Below are 16419 nucleotides of genomic sequence, written 5' to 3' on the forward strand. Positions count from 1 at the left end.
GTCAGAACTCCCCGTGTGCGGTGGCGGGCTTGCGCAGCAGGACGCCGACCCGGACCCCGGGGACGCTGGACGCCAGCAGGTAGTGGCCTTCGGGCCTGACGCCGCCGGCCGCGGCCCGGTCCACCAGGTTGATGAGCGGGTCGGCGGCGAAGCAGTGCCCGAAGCGGGTGATGTTGTCGAGGAACAGCTGGTCCTTGGTGAAGCCCGCCTGGCGCTCCTTGAGCACGACCACGGGCTTGAAGAGGTTGGGGTGCAGCACCCCGTGGACGTCGCCGGGCTTCATCCCGGCGTCGGCCAGGATCCGCTCGTTGACGGCGCGGGCGAGGTCGGAGCTGATCTCGTTCGACCAGTCGAGCGAGCCGGGGTCCTGGGCGCTGGCGCCGGCGACGATCTCGTACGCGTCCGCGCCGAGCGGTTCGGCGCCGACCAGGCAGGAGGCGGCGCCGTCGCTGAAGAGGGCGAAGTTCTCCATGCGGACGGACTCGTCGCTGACGCGGTCGGTGGTGACCACCAGGACCCGGCGGTACTGGCCGGCGGCGACGAGGGCCTGCGCGGTGCGGACGGCGACCAGGAGGTTGGTGCACCGGTTGAGGGTGATGCCGGTGAAGGCGGTGCCGGGGCCGAGGCCGGCGCCGGCCATCACGGTCTCGACGAACTTGCCGTGGGTGCGCGGGCCGCCGGGGAAGCGGGTGGAGCACAGGACCAGGCAGTCGACGGAGGACGGCTCCACGCCGGCGCCGGCGAGGGTGGCGCGGGCGCTCTCGACGGCCAGGTCCTCCAGGCCGCGGGCGGTGCGGCGGATGCTGCCCCAGCCCCAGAGCTGGGCCTTGGGGGGCATGCCGAACTGGCGGGCGCGCTCGGCCAGTCCGGGGATCGTGCTGTGGTCGGCCTCCTGCTCGCCGAGCACGTAGGCCGGGGCGGACAGGTGGACGGCGGGGCGGGCGGGCTGGTCCCCCGGCCGGGGGCCGGGGGCCGCGCCGTGGAGGTCGTGGGTGATGCTCACGGTGCCGGATCGCTCTCTCGGTCGGCGGCGGGGTTCGGGGTGGCGGCGGGCGCCGGGGGCGCGGCCGGCGCCGGTGCGGCGAGCAGGGCGTTGGCCTCGGCGTACGGCAGGGCGTCGGCGCCGAAGTCGAAGGTGCCGTGCTCGCCGATCTCGCGGGCCGCCCGCACGAGGGCGCCGAGGGCGGCTCGGGACAGGGCCGAGCCGGTGCTGACGCGGCGTACGCCGAGCGCGCCGAGGTCGGCGACGGACAGCCGCAGGGCGCCGCCCATCAGGACGTTGACGGGGCGGGTTACGGCGGAGCAGACGGCCCGGATCGACTCGGCGTCGGGCAGGGCGGGGGCGTAGAGCACGTCCGCGCCGGCCTCCTCGTACGCCCGGAGGCGGCGGAGGGTGTCGTCGAGGTCGGGGCGGCCGAGGAAGAAGTTCTCGGCGCGGGCGGTGACGGTGAACGGGAAGCCGAGTGCGCGGGCGGCCTCGACGGCGGCGGCGATGCGTTCGACCGCCTCGCCGAGCGGGCGCACGGGGTCCGCGGCGCGGCCGGTCGAGTCCTCGACCGAGCCGCCGACGAGACCGGCGGCCGCGGCCAGCCGGACGGTCTCGGCGACGTCCTCGGGCTTCTCGCCGAAGCCGCTCTCGAGGTCGGCCGTGACGGGCAGGCCGGTGGCCTCGACGATCGTGCGGGCGTTGTCGAGGATGTCGGCGCGGGTCAGGGTGCCGTCGGGGCGGCCGAGGCTGTGGGCGAGCCCGGCGCCGGTGGTGGCCAGGGCGGGGAAGCCGAGGCCGGCCAGCAGGCGGGCGGAGCCGGCGTCCCAGGGGTTGGGGACGACGAAGGGCTGGGGGCCGTCGTGCAGCTCCCGGAAGGCGACGGCCCGGCGGTACTGGGCCTCGGTGGTACGGGGGGTGTGGCTCATGGTCGGTTCCCTCGCGGTGCGTCGCTGCTGCCTGGACCGTCAGATCAGCTCAACGTACTCATCGGCGGTGCGTGCGGCGGCCGTTGCCGCGCGCAGCAGCGGGCGCAGGACGTCGGTGACCGCGGCGGGCCGGTCCTCGAAGTAGAAGTGGCCGCCCTCGGTCCAGTGGCGTACGGGCGGCCGGGCGCACTCGCGGGCCCAGGGCTCGACGGACTCCGGGGTCACGTGCGGGTCGTCGGTGCCGTTGACGAGGGTGACCGGGACGCCGAGCGGGGCCGCGGGCCGGTAGGCGTACCCGGCGACCATGCGGAAGTCGGCCTTGAGGTGGGGCAGGAGGAGCTCCTGCATCATCTCGTCCTCGGCGATCTCGGGGGGCAGTCCGCCGAAGAAGCCGACGGCCTCGGTGAAGGCGCGCCCCTCGAGCCGGGCGGCCTCGACGACGCGGGGGGTGGGCAGCAGCGAGGGGGCGGAGCAGCCGGAGACGACCAGGCCGGCGAAGCCGGGCAGGCCGTCGATGCGGCGGGCGACCTCGAAGGCGAGGGCGGCGCCGAAGCTGTGGCCGAAGAGGAGGAACGGCAGGCCCTGTTCGGCGGCGGCGGCCGTGACGGCGGCCGCGGCTCCGTCGGCGAGGTCGGCGACGGTGGCGAGGGCGGGTTCACGGAAGCGGTGGGCGCGGCCGGGGGGGCACACGGCGAGGACGCGGCCGTCGCGGCCGAGGGCGTCCTGCCAGCCGAGGTAGGTGCGGGGGTTCCCGCCGGCGTGCGCGAAGCAGAAGACGAGGGCGTCGGCGGCCGGTCCGCCCAGGGGTCTGGCGGCGGTGTCGGCGGTCAGGAACCAGGTGGAAGGAGTCACGGGAGGCATGTGGTTCGGGCCATTCTCCTCCCGCGCGGTCGGGGCGGGGAGGGGAGTCGGAGAGTGGGCGTCGAGGCCTGGAGCGCGGGAAGCGGGAGGAACCGCTCAGTTCCAGCCGACGTCGTTCGTGCGGCCGCCGGGGTTCGGGCCGTTCCAGCCGACGTCGCCGGTGGCGTCCTCGGCGGCGTTCCAGCCGACGTCGCCGGTGACGTCCCCGACCGTGCCGGGGGCGGCGTGCACGACCGGCTTCGGGCCGTTCCAGCCGACGTCCAGGCGGAGGTGCGTGGCGTCGTCGCCGCCGAGGGCGCCCTGCGCCCCGGCCAGTGCCAGGGCGAGACCCGCGGCCGCGAGGACGGCTCCTCGGCGGATTGCGGAAAGCTTGCGGCCTCGGAAAGCGCCCATGGTGCGGTCCCCCATTTTCGTGTTCCCCCTCGACGTCGTTTCGCCTTTGGTCCACAAGGAAACGGAACCAAACATTCCGATCCTTTTCCGTAGAAGTCCCACCGGGCTGGTCCCCGGTTTCCGCTCCTTCGGTGAGACCAAATCTCCCCCGTGTGGAGGAGGTCGGGCGAGGCCTACGATGGCTCCGGTTTCCGCATTGCGGTTACCCACGGGGTCTCAACCACCCCAAAATGCTGCACACCGGACAGATGGGGGTGGGGTCAGGCGTGTCCGAACGTGGCGAACCCGGACAGAACCCTGCGGCGTACCGGCCGCAACCGACGGCCGACGAGGCCCCGCAGGAATTCCTGCGGGAACTTGCAGCGCACTTGGGCAGACTGGCCGCCGAGGCCTCGGAGCAGGCCGCGTCCGGCGGCTGGCGCGGCCCCGCCCCGACCGCCGCGGCGGGCGACGGAGCAGGTGGGGAGGGTACGGGCGGACCGGGCGACGGCCCGGGCGTGCGCTACCTGCACGGCATGCCGACCATCGGCGGGGCGATCGACGCGGCGCTGTCGCGGGTCCGGCGCGAAATCCTCACGGCACAGCCGGACGGGGCGCGCCCCGGCGCCGTATTGAAAGACGCGCTGGAACGCGTGCGCCGGCAGATAGCCTCCGGAATTTCGATGCGGACGCTTTACCAGCACACCACGAGATTCGACGAGGCGACGAAAGAATACGTGCGCGCCGTGACGGAATACGGGGCGCAGGTGCGCACTCTGGAGGAATTCTTCGACCGGCTCATCATCGTGGACGACATCGCATTCATTTCGGCGAACGCGGACCGGACGACGGCGATCGAAATCACCGAGCCGACGATCGTGCGGTTCCTGCGCGACACCTTCGACCGGGCGTGGGATCGGGCCAAGGAGTTCCCGTTCGTCCCGCTGCACGCCGCGAAGGCGGCGGACGAGGTGGTCCCGGCGATACGCGAGTCGATCGGCCGGCTGCTGGTCGAGGGCTACTCGGACAAGGCCATCGCCCGCCGCATCGGCATCAGCGAGCGGTCGCTGCAGGCGCACATCGCGTCCATGAAGCAGGAGTTGGGCGCGGGGAACCGGCTCCAGCTGGGGTACGTACTGGGGCGCAACGAGGCGACGGTGGTCATCTAGGGGGCGTCCGGAGGTCCGCCGGGCGCCCCGGTGGGGCCGCGCCGCAGCCCGGCTCCGGTGGGCTGCGGCGCGGGGGCGGTGTGCTGCGGCGCGGCTCCGGTGGGCTGCGGGGCGGCTCCGGTGGGCTGCGGCGCGGGGGCGCGAGGACGGCCCGGCGGCCGGGCGGCCGTCAGTCGGCGGCGGGGACGGCCGGGCGGTCGTCGGTCGCGGCGGCGGAGGGCGTGGCGGGCGCCGCCGCCCGGGCCGCCGGGCGGCGCCGCGAGACGGCCACGCCGGCCAGGCAGATGGCGCCGCCCAGCAGCGTCAGCCACCCCGGCACCTCGTCCAGCGCGAGCCACGCGATGAGCACCACGACCGCCGGCACGGCGTAGGTGGTGGCGCCGAGCTTGCCCGCGGTGGTCCGGGCCAGGGCGTACGTCCACGTGCTGAAGGCCAGTGCGGTCGGGAACAGGCCCAGGTACACCATGTTGAGCGTGGCGCTCGCGGGTGCGTCGCCGAGCTGGTGCACGAGCTGCCCGGCGAAGGGCAGCGTGCCGGCGGCCCCGACGAAGCAGCTGTACGCGGTGACCTGGATCGGGCTCGCGTACGACAGGGCGGGCTTCTGCAGCACCACCCCGGCGCCGTAGGCGAGCGCGGCGGTCAGACACAGGAGCACCCCGCCGATCGAGGACGAGCCGCCGGAGGAGGTGGACACCCCGACGACGACGGCGCCCGCGAAGGACACGGCCATGCCGGCCAGCAGCATGGGCGGGAAGCCCTCCTTGAGGAACCAGCCGCTGAGCAGGGCGATGACGATGGGGCCGATGTTCACGACCATGGCCGCGGTACCGGCGTCCACCAGCTGCTCACCCCAGTTGAGCACGACCATGTAGAGCCCGAACCACAGCAGGCCCGAGGCGAGGATGCCGGGCCAGGCCTGGCGCGGTGGGACCGGCACGCGCTTGACGAGCAGGACCAGGCCGAGCACGACGGAGGCCGTCAGCAGGCGGCCGAGTGCGAGGGCGCCGGGTCCGAAGTGCTCGGCGGAGGCACGGATGGAGACGAAAGCGGAAGCCCACAGCACGACCGTGATCGAAGCGGCGGCCAGGGCAGGGTAGTCGGGACGGGGATCGCCAGCCTTGTGGTCCATGCCTGCACGCTACTTGCTCGCGGCGTACTTGACCCGGACACGTCGAGAACCAGCCGGTCCCCCGGTCCGCGGCACCCTGCCGCCCGGGTCCCGCACGGCCTCCGACGTGCCGGTCCCGGGCGGCCCGCACGGGAATTCGGGCGGACCGCCCGGGGGGGTCCGGCAGTCCTCCACCGCCCTTCCGGTGGAATTCCACCGGAATTCCACCGGGCTCGGGTAGATGCCGGCCGCGGAGCCCCCCGACAAATGCCGGGATTCCGTCGAACCGGCCGCCCGGCCCGCGCCCGGAGTGTTCCGGAACGCCGGGCGGATCCCTTTCCGGAGCGCCATTCGGGGAAGTTCCGGGCGCGGCGTGCACGGCTGGGCACGGTTCCGCCGCAATGATCGCCAGTTGTCACGGCCGGGCCCGGCCGGGCCCGGCCGGGCGTACGGGCGGGCGGACGGGCGGACGGGCCGCGTCCAGCGAGCGGAAGGACCCCTCATGTTCAAGAAGGTGCTGATCGGCGGCGCGGGCGCGGTGCTCGTCGCGGCGGCGCTCTCGCCGGCCACCGGAGCCGCGGCGGCGCAGGCCCCGGTGCCGCTGCGCGATCCCGTCCCCGCCGCACAGGTCACCGTCGACCTGGTGCAGGTCAACGGTTCGGGCTGCCGGCCGGGCAGCGCGGCGGTGTCGGTCGCCGCCGACAACACCGCCTTCACCGTCACCTACAGCGAGTACCTCGCGCAGGTCGGCAAGGACGCCAAGGCCACGGACTTCCGCAAGAACTGCCAGCTCGGCGTGCGGGTCAACGTTCCGCAGGGCTTCACGTACGCCGTCGCCAGGACGGACTACCGCGGCTTCGCCAGCCTGGAGCGGGGCGCCACCGGCACGCAGCAGGCGAGCTACTACTTCCAGGGCATGTCCCGCACCACCAGCCACAGCCACACCTTCCACGGGCCGGTGCAGGACAACTGGCAGGCCTCGGACTCGACCGCGATCGAGGCCCTGGAGTTCGCGCCGTGCGGGGCGCAGCGCAACTTCAACATCAACACCGAGCTGCGGGTGGACGCCGGCTCCTCCGACGCCGCCCGCACGACCAGCTTCATGGCGATGGACTCCACCGACGGCAGCCTGAGCACGGTCTACCACTTCGCGTGGAAGAAGTGCCCGACCCGTCGCTGAGCCGCGGCGGCCCCGGCCGCCACCGCCGTCGGAGCGCCGCGGGGCCGCGCGGCGCCTGACGGCACGACGGCCGACGGCCCCCTCCCGGTCGTGGGAGGGGGCCACCCGCCGTTCGTGCCGGCCGGAGCCGGCCGGGTCAGGCGGTCAGTTCGGACGGCCGGACGGCGTCCCCGGCGTCCTCGGCGTCCTCGGCGTCCGCTCCTGCACCTTCAGCCTCGCCCTCGCCCTCGCCCTCACCTGAGGCCGCCGCCTTCGCATCCCGCATCACCAGCCCGGCGAGGACCGCCGCCGCGACCACGCCGATCGCACTGAGGGTGAAGGTGGTCGACATCGAGTCGGCGAAGGCCTCCTTGGCGGCCCGGACCAGGCCCGCGTCGCCCTGGGCGACGGCGAGCGCGGCCCCGATGGACTGCTTGGCCTGCTCAGGGGCCCCGGCCGGCATCTCGTTCGCGAAGGTGCTACTCAGGAGCGAGCCGAGGATCGCGATGCCCAGCGCGGTGCCGGCCTGCTGGATGGTGTCGTTCAGGGCGGAGCCGACGCCGGCCTTCTCGGCCGGGATGGTGCTCATCAGGGCGCCCACGGCGGCGGGCATCGCGATGCCCGCGCCGAGGCCGAGCAGGCCGAGGGCGACGGCCGGGACGGTGAACCCCGAGTCGGCGGAGACGGTGGTCAGCAGGGCGAAGGAGCCGGCCATCAGGCCCATGCCGGTCAGCAGCAGGGCCCGGTTGCCGTACCGCGCGGCGGACTTGGCACCGATCCCGTTGCCGAGCAGTGCGGCGACGGCGAGCGGGACGAAGGCGAGGCCGGCCTTGACGGGCGAGTAGCCGAGGACGAACTGCAGGTACTGGGTGAGCACCAGCAGCAGACCGCCGTTGCCGATCTGGACCAGGGCCAGCGAGAGCGAACCGCCGCTGAAGTTGCGGTGCTTGAAGAGCACCAACGGGACCATCGGCGAGGCGGTGGTGTTCTCCCAGACCACGAAGCCGGCGAGGGTGACGACGGCGACGGCCAGGGTGACGGCGGACCGGCCGCTGAAGGCTCCGTGCTGCGGGATCTCGATGATCCACCAGATCAGGGCGGTCATGCCGGCGGCGGACAGGATCGCGCCCAGCGGGTCCGCCTTCTGCCACGGGGCCTTCGACTCGGGCATGAGGGTCAGGGCGGCGAGCACGGCCAGGGCGACGACCGGGACGTTGATGAAGAAGATCGAGTGCCACGAGAACCGGTCGATCAGCACGCCGCCCAGCACGGGGCTGCCGACCAGGCCGAGCATCGAGACCGAGCCCCACGCGGCCATCGCCTTGGGCCGCTCCGCCTCGTCGAAGACGGTGATGAGGATCGACAGGGTGGAGGGCATGATCAGCGCGCCGCCCACGCCCATGGCGACCCGTACGGCGATGACCTCGCCGGGGCCGGTGCAGAAGCTGGCGGCCAGGGAGGCGGCTCCGAAGAGCAGCAGCCCGATGATCATCACCTTGCGGCGGCCGAAGCGGTCGCCGAGGCTTCCGGAGGTCAGCAGGAGTCCGGCGAACACCAGGATGTAGGAGTCCAGGATCCACTGGACGTCCTGGGCGCTCGCACCGGTGTCCTCGGCCATCGCGGGCACGGCCACCGTCAGGGCCATGCTGTCGACCACCAGGACGAGCGTGCTCAGGCACAGCACGATCAGGATCCACCAGCGCCGCGGATCTCGGTTCTCTGACTGCATCTCGGGGTCCCCCTCCGGTTGCGCACACTGTTCCGGTGCTGCGCACACTGTACGCATAGCGGAACGGTGTACGCAATCCGATAACGCTGTACGCTGATTGCGCACGCTGTTCGCGTGGATGCCCCCCGTGATGCAGCCACCCCACCCAGTGATGCCGCTACCCCCGTGAGGAAGGGGCCCCCCATGGCCACCACCAGGACGACCACCCCCCGGAACCCGATCCCGTCGGTCTGGGCCCGCCGGCCGAGCAGCCCCGACCAGCCGTCGCTCAGCCGGGCCGCGATCGTCCGGGAGGCGGTCGCGATGCTGGACGCCGACGGCATCGACGCCCTGAGCATGCGCAAGCTCGGCGCCCGGCTGAACGCCGGCGCCACCTCCCTCTACCGCCACGTGGCCACCAAGGACGAGCTGATGGAGCTCGCCGTGGACGAGGTCTTCGGCGAGATCGCCGTGCCCCCGGCGGACAGCCCGGACTGGCGGGCGGCGGTCACCGAGGCCGCCGGCGCCTTCCGCGACACGGCCCTGCGCCACAAGTGGCTCACGTCCGTCCTCGGCCAGGCCGGCCTCGCCTACCTCGGCCCCAACCTCATGGCCTACGTGGAGCGCCTGTCCGCCCTGGTCACCGCCGTCGGTTTCCCCGAACCGAGCCGGGCCATCGACACGGTGTTGACGTACGTGATCGGGATGAGCACCTCCGAGGCCGCCTGGCTGACCTCCGTCGAGCGCTCCGGCGACACCGAGGCCGGCCTGATCGCACGGCTGCTGCCCGACGCCCAGAAGGCCGTGGCCGGCCACGAACACCTGGAGGCCGGCTACGCCGCCGCCGCCGAGACCGCCGGCGACCCCGCCGCGATGCGCGACGCCAAGTTCGCCTACGGCCTGGAGGTCATCCTCGACGGCCTGGCCCTGCGCCTGCCGGAGTAGCACCACCCCGAGCCGCCCGAGCACCGTGTCCGAAACCCGCCAGCGGACCTCCTTCGCCGGGGGCAGGATGGGGTGGTGGGAACCGTAGTGTCGCGCCGTGGGTGGGCGCCGTGAGCGAGTGGGCGCTGTTCGACCTGGCCGAGGCCGATCCGACACCGGCCGGCCCACCGGTCGGGGGGCCGGTGGGCTGGACCGCCGCGGACTGGGAGCGGCTGTACGGCGAACTCGACGAGCGGGGCGCCGCGGTGACGCCCCCGCTGCTGACCCCTGCCGAGTGCGCGGAGCTGGCGGCCACCTTCGAGCGGCGCGACCTGTTCCGGTCGACGGTCGAGATGGACCGGCACGGCTACGGCCGCGGCACGTACCGGTACTACGCCGACCCCGACGCGCTGCCCCTCGTACGGCGGCTGCGCGAGGAGCTCTACCCCGGGCTGGCCCGGGCGGCCAACCGGTGGGCACGGCTGCTCGGCGAGCCGGCGTACCCCGACCGGCTGGCGGCCCTGCACGCCCGGTGCGCCGAGCGCGGCCAGCTGCGGCCGACCCCGCTGATCCTGCGCTACGGCCCCGGCGGGTACGCCGCGCTGCACCAGGACGTGTACGGCGAACTGGTCTTCCCGCTCCAGGTGTCGGTGCTGCTCAGCGATCCGGAGGCGGACTTCACCGGGGGCGAGAGCGTCTTCGTGGAGCAGCGGCCGCGCGCGCAGTCGCGGGCCGTGGTGGTCCGGCCGGGACTCGGGCAGGGCGTGGTGTTCCCGGTGCGGGAGCGTCCGGTGCACGGCCCGCAGGGCGTACGGCGGCACGCCGTACGCCACGGCAGCGGCGAGGTGGGGCACGGGGTGCGGTACGTCCTGGGGGTGATCTTCCATCATGCGCGCTGAGACGCTGCGACCGCCGGAGGCCGGACGGGACAGGACCTCCGGACGCCCGAAGGGGCAGCCGGGGCAGCCGGGGCCCGGCGGGCAGTCGGGGCCGCCGGGACTGACGGGGCTGACCGAGCTGACGGGGCTGACGGACGACGGCCGGTACGCGGCCGTACGCGGCCGCGACGCCCGCTTCGACGGCGAGTTCTTCTTCGCCGTCACCACCACGGGCATCTACTGCCGCCCCAGCTGCCCCGCCACCACCCCCAAGCGGGCCAACGTCCGCTTCTTCACCACCGCCGCCGGCGCCCAGGGTGCCGGCTTCCGCGCCTGCCGCCGGTGCCGCCCGGACGCCGTGCCGGGCTCGGCCGAGTGGAACCTGCGCGCCGACGTGGTGGGCCGCGCCATGCAGCTGATCGCCGACGGGATCGTGGACCGCGAGGGCGTGTCGGGCCTGGCCGCCCGGCTGGGCTACAGCACGCGCCAGGTGCAGCGGCAGCTCAACGCCGAACTCGGCGCGGGTCCCATCGCGCTGGCCCGCTCGCAGCGTTCGCACACCGCCCGGATCCTCCTCCAGACCACCGACCTGCAGGCCTCGGAGATCGCCTTCGCCGCGGGGTTCACCAGCATCCGGCAGTTCAACGACACGATCCGCGGGATCTACGCCGCCACCCCGCGCGAGCTGCGCGCGGCCCGACCCGCACGGTCCACCCGGTTCGGACCGGTGGCCGCGCCCGACGGGTCGGGCGGCGTGGCCCGGCGGCTCGCGTACCGGGGGGCGTACGCGGCGGCGGAAGTCTTCGACTACCTGGAGCGGCGGGCGGTCCCCGGGATCGAGGAGGTCACCGGAGGGCGCGGGGCCCGCCTCTACCGCCGCACGCTGCGGCTCCCGTACGGCACCGGCATCGCCGAGGTGCGCGAGCCGGCCCCCGGGCCGGGGACGGGGCCGGACGCCGACGGGCCGGGCGCGGGACCGGCGCGGGGCGCGGTCGCGGGTCAGGGTTGGCTGGAGTGCCGGCTGCACCTGAGTGACCTGCGGGACCTGACGACCGCGAGCCAGCGGGTGCGGCGGCTGTTCGACCTCGACGCGGACCCGTACGCGGTGGAGGAACGGCTCGGCGCCGGGCCGGGCGGCACGGCCGCGGGACCGGCGGGACTGGCCGGACCGGCGGGAGCGGCAGGACTGGCGGGGGCGGCAGGACTGGCGGGACTGGTGGCGCAGCGGCCGGGGCTGCGTTCGCCCGGCGCGGTGGACGGCGGCGAGTTGGCGGTACGGGCGGTCCTGGGCCAGCAGGTGTCGGTGGCCGCCGGCCGGCGGCTGGGGGCCGCGCTGGTCGCGGCCTACGGCGAACCGCTGGAGCGCGCCAGCGGCGGGCTGACGCACCTCTTCCCGCGTCCGGCGGAGCTCGCCGAGGCCGACCTGGCGCCGCTCGGGATGCCGGCCGCGCGGCGCGCGGCGGTGCGCGCCCTGGCCGGCGCCCTGGCCGGGGGCGCGGTGGTGCTGGACGCGGGCGCGGACCGCCAGGCGGCCGAGGAGGCCCTGCTGGAGCTGCCGGGCATCGGCCCGTGGACCGCCGGCTACATCCGGATGCGGGCCCTGTCGGACCCGGACGTGCTGCTGTCGAACGACGTCGCGGTGCGCGCGGGCATGCGCCGCTCCGGCTCCGCACCCGAGGAGGCGGAGCGCTGGCGGCCCTGGCGCTCGTACGCGATGCACCACTTCTGGGCCGCGGCAGCGGCACCCTGAGCTGCCCGCGCCCCGGGGGAGGGACCGCCGGGCGTCGCAGCGGGGCCGGCGGCCGAGTCGGCCCGGCAGCCGGGTCGGCCGCGGCGGGCGGCCGGGTCGCGGCGGGGGCGGCCGGGTCGCGGGCGGGGCGGCGGTGGCGCGCCGGCGCGGGCGGTCGCGGGAATGCGACGTCCGAAAGCCGCCAGACTTCCGGTGCCGCGCGCGCGAGTCTGGAGGCAGAACGAAAGGAACCGAGACGATGACCACGCGATACACCACGCTGGAAAGCCCGCTGGGCACGCTGCTGCTGGTCGGGGAGAAGTCCGCGGGCGCGCCGGGGGGTGTCGCCCTGGTGTCGCTGTCCATGGAGGGGCAGAAGGGCGCGGCCGCGGTCCGCCCGGGCTGGGTGCGCGACGACGCCGCGTTCGCGTACGCCGCCGGCCAGCTGGACGCCTACTTCGGCGGCGGCCTGACCGAGTTCGAGCTGGAGTTCGTGCCCTCGGGCTCGCAGTTCCAGCGCGACGTGTGGGGGGCCCTGGAAGCCATCCCGTACGGGACGACGCTGACGTACGGGCAGATCGCCGACCGCATCGGCGCCCCGCGCAGCGCCTCGCGCTCGGTCGGCACCGCGATCGGCGCGAACCCGCTGCTGGTCGTGCGCCCCTGCCACCGCGTCATCGGTGCCAACGGCTCGCTGACCGGCTACGCCGGCGGCCTGGAGCGCAAGCAGACGCTGCTGGCCATCGAGGGCTCGGTGCTGGCGGGATGACGTACGCACCGGCTGCCGCGTCCTCACCCTCGCACTCGCACCCGGCCTCACCCGCACCCGCCGGGGCGGTCCGGGAGCAGCTCGCCGACCGGGTCGGGGCCTGCGACTGGGCGGCCCTGGCCGCCCAACTCGACGCGCACGGGTGCGCGTCGACCGACGGTCCGCTGCTCACCCCCGCCGAGTGCCGTGACGTCGCGGCCCTGTACGAGCGGCCGGAGCTGTTCCGGACCACCGTCGACATGGCCCGCCACCGCTTCGGCTCCGGCCAGTACCGGTACTTCACCCACGACCTGCCCGAGCCGGTGGCCGCGCTGCGGGCGGCCCTGTACCCGCGGCTGCTGCCGGTCGCGCGCGACTGGGCGGCCCGGCTGGGCCGGCCCTCGCCCTGGCCGGACGACCTGGACGAGTGGCTCGCGGCCTGCCACGCCGGCGGCCAGGACCGCTCGGCCCAGATCCTGCTCTCGTACGGGGAGGGCGACTGGAACGCCCTGCACCGGGACCTGTTCGGGGACCTGGTCTTCCCGCTCCAGGTCGTGATCGGCCTGGACGCGTACGGGACCGACTACACGGGCGGCGAGTTCCTGCTGGTCGAGCAGCGGCCGCGGGCCCAGTCGCGGGGCACGTCGAGCGTCCTGCGGCAGGGGCACGGGCTGGTCTTCACGACCCGGGACCGGCCGGTGGCCACCGCGCGCGGCTGGTCGGCGGGCGCGGTCCGGCACGGGGTGAGCACGGTGCGCTCCGGCCGGCGGCGGGCCCTCGGCCTGGTCTTCCACGACGCGTCATGAGCGGCGGCGGGTACGTGCTGCTGGGCCCCGACGGGCGGCCGTACCGCAGTGCGGTGCCAGGGGTGTTGGGCGGGCACCGGCGCGGTCGGCTGTACGGGCGGCTGGACTGCCCGAGCGCGCTGCGCGCGCTGGCGCGCGGGGGGTACGTGCGCGAGCGGGTCTTCTTCGCGGACGAGGCGAGCGCGGTGGCGGCCGGCTACCGGCCGTGCGCCGTGTGCCTGCCGGAACGCTACCGGGCCTGGAAGGCGGCCTCCGGGTCGGGGCACCCGGTGGTTCCGCGAGCGGGGTCGGGACGGGCGGCCGGGCGGCCGACCGCCCCGCGGGCGGGGCACGGATCCGGACCGCCGCCGAGCCCGTGGGAGACGCTGCGGGCCTCACCAGGTCCCGGGCCGCGGGTGAGCCCGCTCCTCCCCGCCGGCGAGTCCGCGGCGCACGGTGAGCTTCCCGCGCCGACCCCGCACACGGAGGCCGAACTGGCCGCCCTGCTGGGCCTGCTGACGGTCCCCCGCTCCCGGATCAGCACCGTCGTGGTGGGCCACGGCCGCGACCCGGCCTCGGCGGCGGCCGCGCGGGCGTTCGCCACGGCCTGGGAGGCCCGCGGCGGCCGGATCCTGGCCACGGTCACGTGGCCGGAGTCGGCGGCGTCCTGGCTGCGCGCCGCCCGCCGCCTGACGGCGGAGGTCCCGGACGCGTGGGTGGTGGCGGCCGCCGGGGTCGGCTTCGCCCAGCTGGCCCGCCGGTTGCGGCACAGCACGGACTGGGACCCGGCCCGTACGTACGCCTTCGGCTCGCTCGGCGACTCCCGCGTCCCGGCCCTCGCAGGTCCCGGCGTCCTGCACGGCCTGCGCGGCGCCGCCGCGGACGGCACCACCTGGCAGGTCCGGGGCACCTGGGTGTCCTCCCCTGGCGGTTGAGCACCGGGGGCCGGCCGCGCCCCGACTCCCCCGACCGCACCCCGGGCCAAGCGGTTCGGGGTCGGTGTGGGGGTGGTTGCGGGACCCTCGGGACCCCACGAGGCGGGCCGGTGCCCTACTCGGCCCAGGGGATCACGCGGGTGCCCTCGGTGCCGGGGACGGACGCCACCCCGTCGGCGCGCATGGCGACGTGGGCCTCGGTGTCCTGCGGGGCGTGGACCCGGCGGACGATGCCGGGCGGCAGGACGAGCGTCTGGCCGGCCGAGACCTTCTCGGTGACACCGCCGCTGGTCACCTCGAGCGTGCCGGAGGCGACCGTCCAGATCTGTTCGCGGCTGACGCAGTGCTCGGGACCGGTCTGGCCGGCCGTCATGGAGACGTTCCAGGTGCTGAGTTCCGCGCTGCCCCGGCTGGGGGCCGCCAGGCCGGTCATCCGGGCGTTGGGGGACTCGATGGTGTGCTCGGGTGCGGGACTGATCACGTGCAGGGCGGCGGCCTCCTCAGCACTCTGGACGTTCACAGCGCTTTCAGCGCTCTCGGCGCTCTCGGCGCTCTCGGCCTTCTCTGCGTCCGTGGCGCCCCCGACGGCCTCGGCTGCTGCCGCGGACGCCGCAGCCGGCCGCACCCACTCCACGAGCTGGACGACGACGCCGTTGGGGTCGGTCAGCTGGAACAGCCGCTCGCCCCACGGCTCTTCGCGCAGCGGCATGGTGACCGGCGCACCGGCCTCGCGCAGCCGGCGTTCCTCGGCTTCGAGGTCGCCGTCGACGGTGAGGGCGAGGATCAGTCCGCCCGCCCGCCGGTCGCGCTGCTCGGGCGGCAGGACCTCGGTGCCGCGGCGGAGCAGCACCACGTCCGCCGCCGCGTCACCGCGGGTCAGGGACACGAAGCCGTCGGCGCCGGCGGCGACCCGGTAGCCGAGGTGGGTGGTGAAGAAGTCGCGGGAGGCGTCCACGTCGTCGACGGTCAGCGAGAGGGTGGCGGTGGTGACGTTCACGGCGGCTCCTTGCGGGGCTGGGGCTGGGACTTGCGCTGACGGGTGCGGCGCGGCAGCGGCGCGTACGGGCTCGGTCAGTACGTCCGCCGAGGTGCTCGGTGGACGGCGCGGAAGCCCTTGCCGCGACCGGAGGAGGGCAGGTCCCGGGCCGGGTACCTGCGGGCGGCCGCCGGGCCCGAGCCCTGGGCTGCGAGCTTCGCGGCGGCGAGCTTCGCCGTGGCGAGCTCCGTGGTGCCGAGCGTGGTGCTGGAGCTGAGCGTGTGGCGCAAGGGCGACACGTCCTTCCTGTTGTGCCCGGCGATCCGGGTCTCCGGTCGACGACCGTTGACCACGAACCTTCGCCCGAGCCTATTCTTACGACGGAAGTAACTTTGCATCGAGAGCATCAGCACGTCAAGGATATTTTTACGACCGGGGTAAGATTTCTCCATGACGACGAACCCATCGGGCACGCCGACCGCCCCCGCCGAGCCGCCGGGACTGCGCGAGGCGAAGAAGGCGGAGACGCGACAGCTGATCTCCGACTGCGCCACCCGCCTCTTCATCGAGCAGGGCTTCGAGCAGACGACCATCGCCGAGATCGCGACCGCGGCCCGAGTGGCCAAGAAGACGGTCACGAACTACTTCCCGCGCAAGGAGGACCTCGCCCTCGACCACCACGAGGCGTTCACCGAAAGCCTGGCGCGCGCCGTGGCGCGGCGCGCGCCCGGCGAGGGCCCACTGGTGGCGCTGCGCCGGTTCTTCCGCACGGCGCTGCGCGAGCACAGCCCCGTGGCCGGGTTCACGGGCCGGGAGTTCGCGCAGATGGTCGCCGACAGCCCCACGCTCAGCGCACGCCTGCGCGAACTGCACGACCTGCGTGAGGCGGCGCTCGCCACGGCCCTGGCCGGGGCCACCCTGGACTCCGCGCCGGCCATCGCGCCCCGGGCGGCGGCCGCGCTGGTCTCCGCGGCCGAGCGGTTGATGTTCCGGCGGCTTCAGGAGCTCACCCTGTCCGGACTCGACAACGACGAGATCGAGGCCGCGATGACTCCGGAGGCGGACCACGTCTACGGCCTGCTCGTCGCGGCCCTCGGCGACTACCCGGCCACGGATCCCGAGTAGCGTGGCGGCGCTCCGGTCGGGGTCCGGG

17 protein-coding genes are annotated in these 16419 nt (G+C 74.9%); 9 read left to right on the plus strand and 8 right to left on the minus strand.

What is annotated here, in order from left to right; translation table 11 throughout:
- Window position 1 precedes the first annotated feature (1 nt).
- From IF43_RS0117355 to IF43_RS0117370, 4 genes are all read right to left on the minus strand, one after another.
- Window positions 2–1003, minus strand: coding sequence for a 3-oxoacyl-ACP synthase (locus IF43_RS0117355; RefSeq protein WP_234332225.1), 1002 nt, complete (start codon window positions 1001–1003; stop codon window positions 2–4).
- On the minus strand, window positions 1000–1914 hold the full coding sequence (locus IF43_RS0117360; protein ID WP_051795532.1) for an oxaloacetate decarboxylase: 915 nt from the start codon (window positions 1912–1914) through the stop codon (window positions 1000–1002). The genes IF43_RS0117355 and IF43_RS0117360 overlap by 4 nt, the downstream gene beginning before the upstream one ends.
- A gap of 39 nt (window positions 1915–1953) precedes the next feature.
- Window positions 1954–2766 (minus strand): thioesterase II family protein, encoded by an 813-nt coding sequence (locus IF43_RS0117365; RefSeq protein WP_234332227.1) that lies wholly within the window; start codon window positions 2764–2766, stop codon window positions 1954–1956.
- A 105-nt stretch (window positions 2767–2871) separates the two neighbouring features.
- Window positions 2872–3168, minus strand: coding sequence for a hypothetical protein (locus IF43_RS0117370; protein WP_158939381.1), 297 nt, complete (start codon window positions 3166–3168; stop codon window positions 2872–2874).
- 230 nt (window positions 3169–3398) lie between these two features.
- Here IF43_RS0117370 and IF43_RS0117375 point away from each other — a divergent pair, with 230 nt between their 5' ends.
- On the plus strand, window positions 3399–4316 hold the full coding sequence (locus IF43_RS0117375) for a helix-turn-helix transcriptional regulator (RefSeq protein WP_078910235.1): 918 nt from the start codon (window positions 3399–3401) through the stop codon (window positions 4314–4316).
- A gap of 169 nt (window positions 4317–4485) precedes the next feature.
- Here IF43_RS0117375 and IF43_RS0117380 read toward each other — a convergent pair whose 3' ends face one another.
- Window positions 4486–5445: a DMT family transporter gene (locus IF43_RS0117380; RefSeq protein WP_199922740.1), complete on the minus strand. Its 960-nt coding sequence runs from the start codon at window positions 5443–5445 to the stop codon at window positions 4486–4488.
- A 481-nt stretch (window positions 5446–5926) separates the two neighbouring features.
- Here IF43_RS0117380 and IF43_RS0117385 point away from each other — a divergent pair, with 481 nt between their 5' ends.
- Window positions 5927–6604 (plus strand): DUF4360 domain-containing protein, encoded by a 678-nt coding sequence (locus tag IF43_RS0117385; RefSeq protein WP_030200971.1) that lies wholly within the window; start codon window positions 5927–5929, stop codon window positions 6602–6604.
- Window positions 6605–6740: 136 nt separating this feature from the next.
- Here IF43_RS0117385 and IF43_RS0117390 read toward each other — a convergent pair whose 3' ends face one another.
- Complete coding sequence (locus IF43_RS0117390) at window positions 6741–8312, minus strand: MFS transporter (RefSeq protein ID WP_078910236.1); 1572 nt, start codon at window positions 8310–8312, stop codon at window positions 6741–6743.
- A 183-nt stretch (window positions 8313–8495) separates the two neighbouring features.
- On the opposite strand from IF43_RS0117390, the gene IF43_RS0117395 reads away from it, so the two are divergent.
- The 6 genes from IF43_RS0117395 to IF43_RS42750 all read left to right on the plus strand — a co-directional run bounded on the left by IF43_RS0117395 (window position 8496) and on the right by IF43_RS42750 (window position 14290).
- Window positions 8496–9236: a TetR/AcrR family transcriptional regulator gene (locus tag IF43_RS0117395; protein WP_030200977.1), complete on the plus strand. Its 741-nt coding sequence runs from the start codon at window positions 8496–8498 to the stop codon at window positions 9234–9236.
- Window positions 9237–9346: 110 nt separating this feature from the next.
- The gene (locus IF43_RS0117400) at window positions 9347–10114 is read left to right on the plus strand and encodes a 2OG-Fe(II) oxygenase (RefSeq protein WP_234332228.1); all 768 of its coding nucleotides are present in this window, start codon (window positions 9347–9349) and stop codon (window positions 10112–10114) included.
- Window positions 10115–10241: 127 nt separating this feature from the next.
- Window positions 10242–11843, plus strand: a complete 1602-nt coding sequence (locus IF43_RS0117405; RefSeq protein ID WP_037888968.1) for an Ada metal-binding domain-containing protein — start codon at window positions 10242–10244, stop codon at window positions 11841–11843.
- 238 nt (window positions 11844–12081) lie between these two features.
- Complete coding sequence (locus IF43_RS0117410) at window positions 12082–12591, plus strand: methylated-DNA--[protein]-cysteine S-methyltransferase (RefSeq protein WP_030200989.1); 510 nt, start codon at window positions 12082–12084, stop codon at window positions 12589–12591.
- Window positions 12588–13376, plus strand: coding sequence for a 2OG-Fe(II) oxygenase (locus IF43_RS0117415; protein ID WP_078910238.1), 789 nt, complete (start codon window positions 12588–12590; stop codon window positions 13374–13376). Before IF43_RS0117410 ends, IF43_RS0117415 begins: the two co-directional genes overlap by 4 nt.
- A complete protein-coding gene (locus tag IF43_RS42750) occupies window positions 13373–14290 on the plus strand; it encodes an Ada metal-binding domain-containing protein (RefSeq protein ID WP_234332231.1) in 918 nt (305 codons plus the stop codon). Before IF43_RS0117415 ends, IF43_RS42750 begins: the two co-directional genes overlap by 4 nt.
- A gap of 115 nt (window positions 14291–14405) precedes the next feature.
- Here IF43_RS42750 and IF43_RS0117430 read toward each other — a convergent pair whose 3' ends face one another.
- Window positions 14406–15287, minus strand: coding sequence for a VOC family protein (locus IF43_RS0117430; RefSeq protein ID WP_030200996.1), 882 nt, complete (start codon window positions 15285–15287; stop codon window positions 14406–14408).
- Between the two features lie 74 nt (window positions 15288–15361).
- Window positions 15362–15718, minus strand: a complete 357-nt coding sequence (locus IF43_RS41675) for a hypothetical protein (RefSeq protein ID WP_158939384.1) — start codon at window positions 15716–15718, stop codon at window positions 15362–15364.
- On the opposite strand from IF43_RS41675, the gene IF43_RS0117440 reads away from it, so the two are divergent.
- Window positions 15717–16391: a TetR/AcrR family transcriptional regulator gene (locus tag IF43_RS0117440; protein ID WP_030201001.1), complete on the plus strand. Its 675-nt coding sequence runs from the start codon at window positions 15717–15719 to the stop codon at window positions 16389–16391. The genes IF43_RS41675 and IF43_RS0117440 overlap by 2 nt on opposite strands.
- Window positions 16392–16419 lie beyond the last annotated feature (28 nt).

Source organism: Streptomyces sp. NRRL S-87 (genome assembly GCF_000719335.1).
Taxonomy (GTDB): domain Bacteria; phylum Actinomycetota; class Actinomycetes; order Streptomycetales; family Streptomycetaceae; genus Streptomyces.

Bases quoted from the DNA above. Each gene is read 5' to 3' on its own strand.
- IF43_RS0117370 (WP_158939381.1), bottom strand. From the start codon at position 3,168: ATGGGCGCTTTCCGAGGCCGCAAGCTTTCCGCAATCCGCCGAGGAGCC.
- IF43_RS0117375 (WP_078910235.1), top strand. From the start codon at position 3,399: ATGCTGCACACCGGACAGATGGGGGTGGGGTCAGGCGTGTCCGAACGT.
- IF43_RS0117385 (WP_030200971.1), top strand. From the start codon at position 5,927: ATGTTCAAGAAGGTGCTGATCGGCGGCGCGGGCGCGGTGCTCGTCGCG.
- IF43_RS0117440 (WP_030201001.1), top strand. From the start codon at position 15,717: ATGACGACGAACCCATCGGGCACGCCGACCGCCCCCGCCGAGCCGCCG.
- IF43_RS0117390 (WP_078910236.1), bottom strand. From the start codon at position 8,312: ATGCAGTCAGAGAACCGAGATCCGCGGCGCTGGTGGATCCTGATCGTG.
- IF43_RS41675 (WP_158939384.1), bottom strand. From the start codon at position 15,718: ATGGAGAAATCTTACCCCGGTCGTAAAAATATCCTTGACGTGCTGATG.
- IF43_RS42750 (WP_234332231.1), top strand. From the start codon at position 13,373: ATGAGCGGCGGCGGGTACGTGCTGCTGGGCCCCGACGGGCGGCCGTAC.
- IF43_RS0117360 (WP_051795532.1), bottom strand. From the start codon at position 1,914: ATGAGCCACACCCCCCGTACCACCGAGGCCCAGTACCGCCGGGCCGTC.
- IF43_RS0117410 (WP_030200989.1), top strand. From the start codon at position 12,082: ATGACCACGCGATACACCACGCTGGAAAGCCCGCTGGGCACGCTGCTG.
- IF43_RS0117395 (WP_030200977.1), top strand. From the start codon at position 8,496: ATGGCCACCACCAGGACGACCACCCCCCGGAACCCGATCCCGTCGGTC.
- IF43_RS0117415 (WP_078910238.1), top strand. From the start codon at position 12,588: ATGACGTACGCACCGGCTGCCGCGTCCTCACCCTCGCACTCGCACCCG.
- IF43_RS0117380 (WP_199922740.1), bottom strand. From the start codon at position 5,445: ATGGACCACAAGGCTGGCGATCCCCGTCCCGACTACCCTGCCCTGGCC.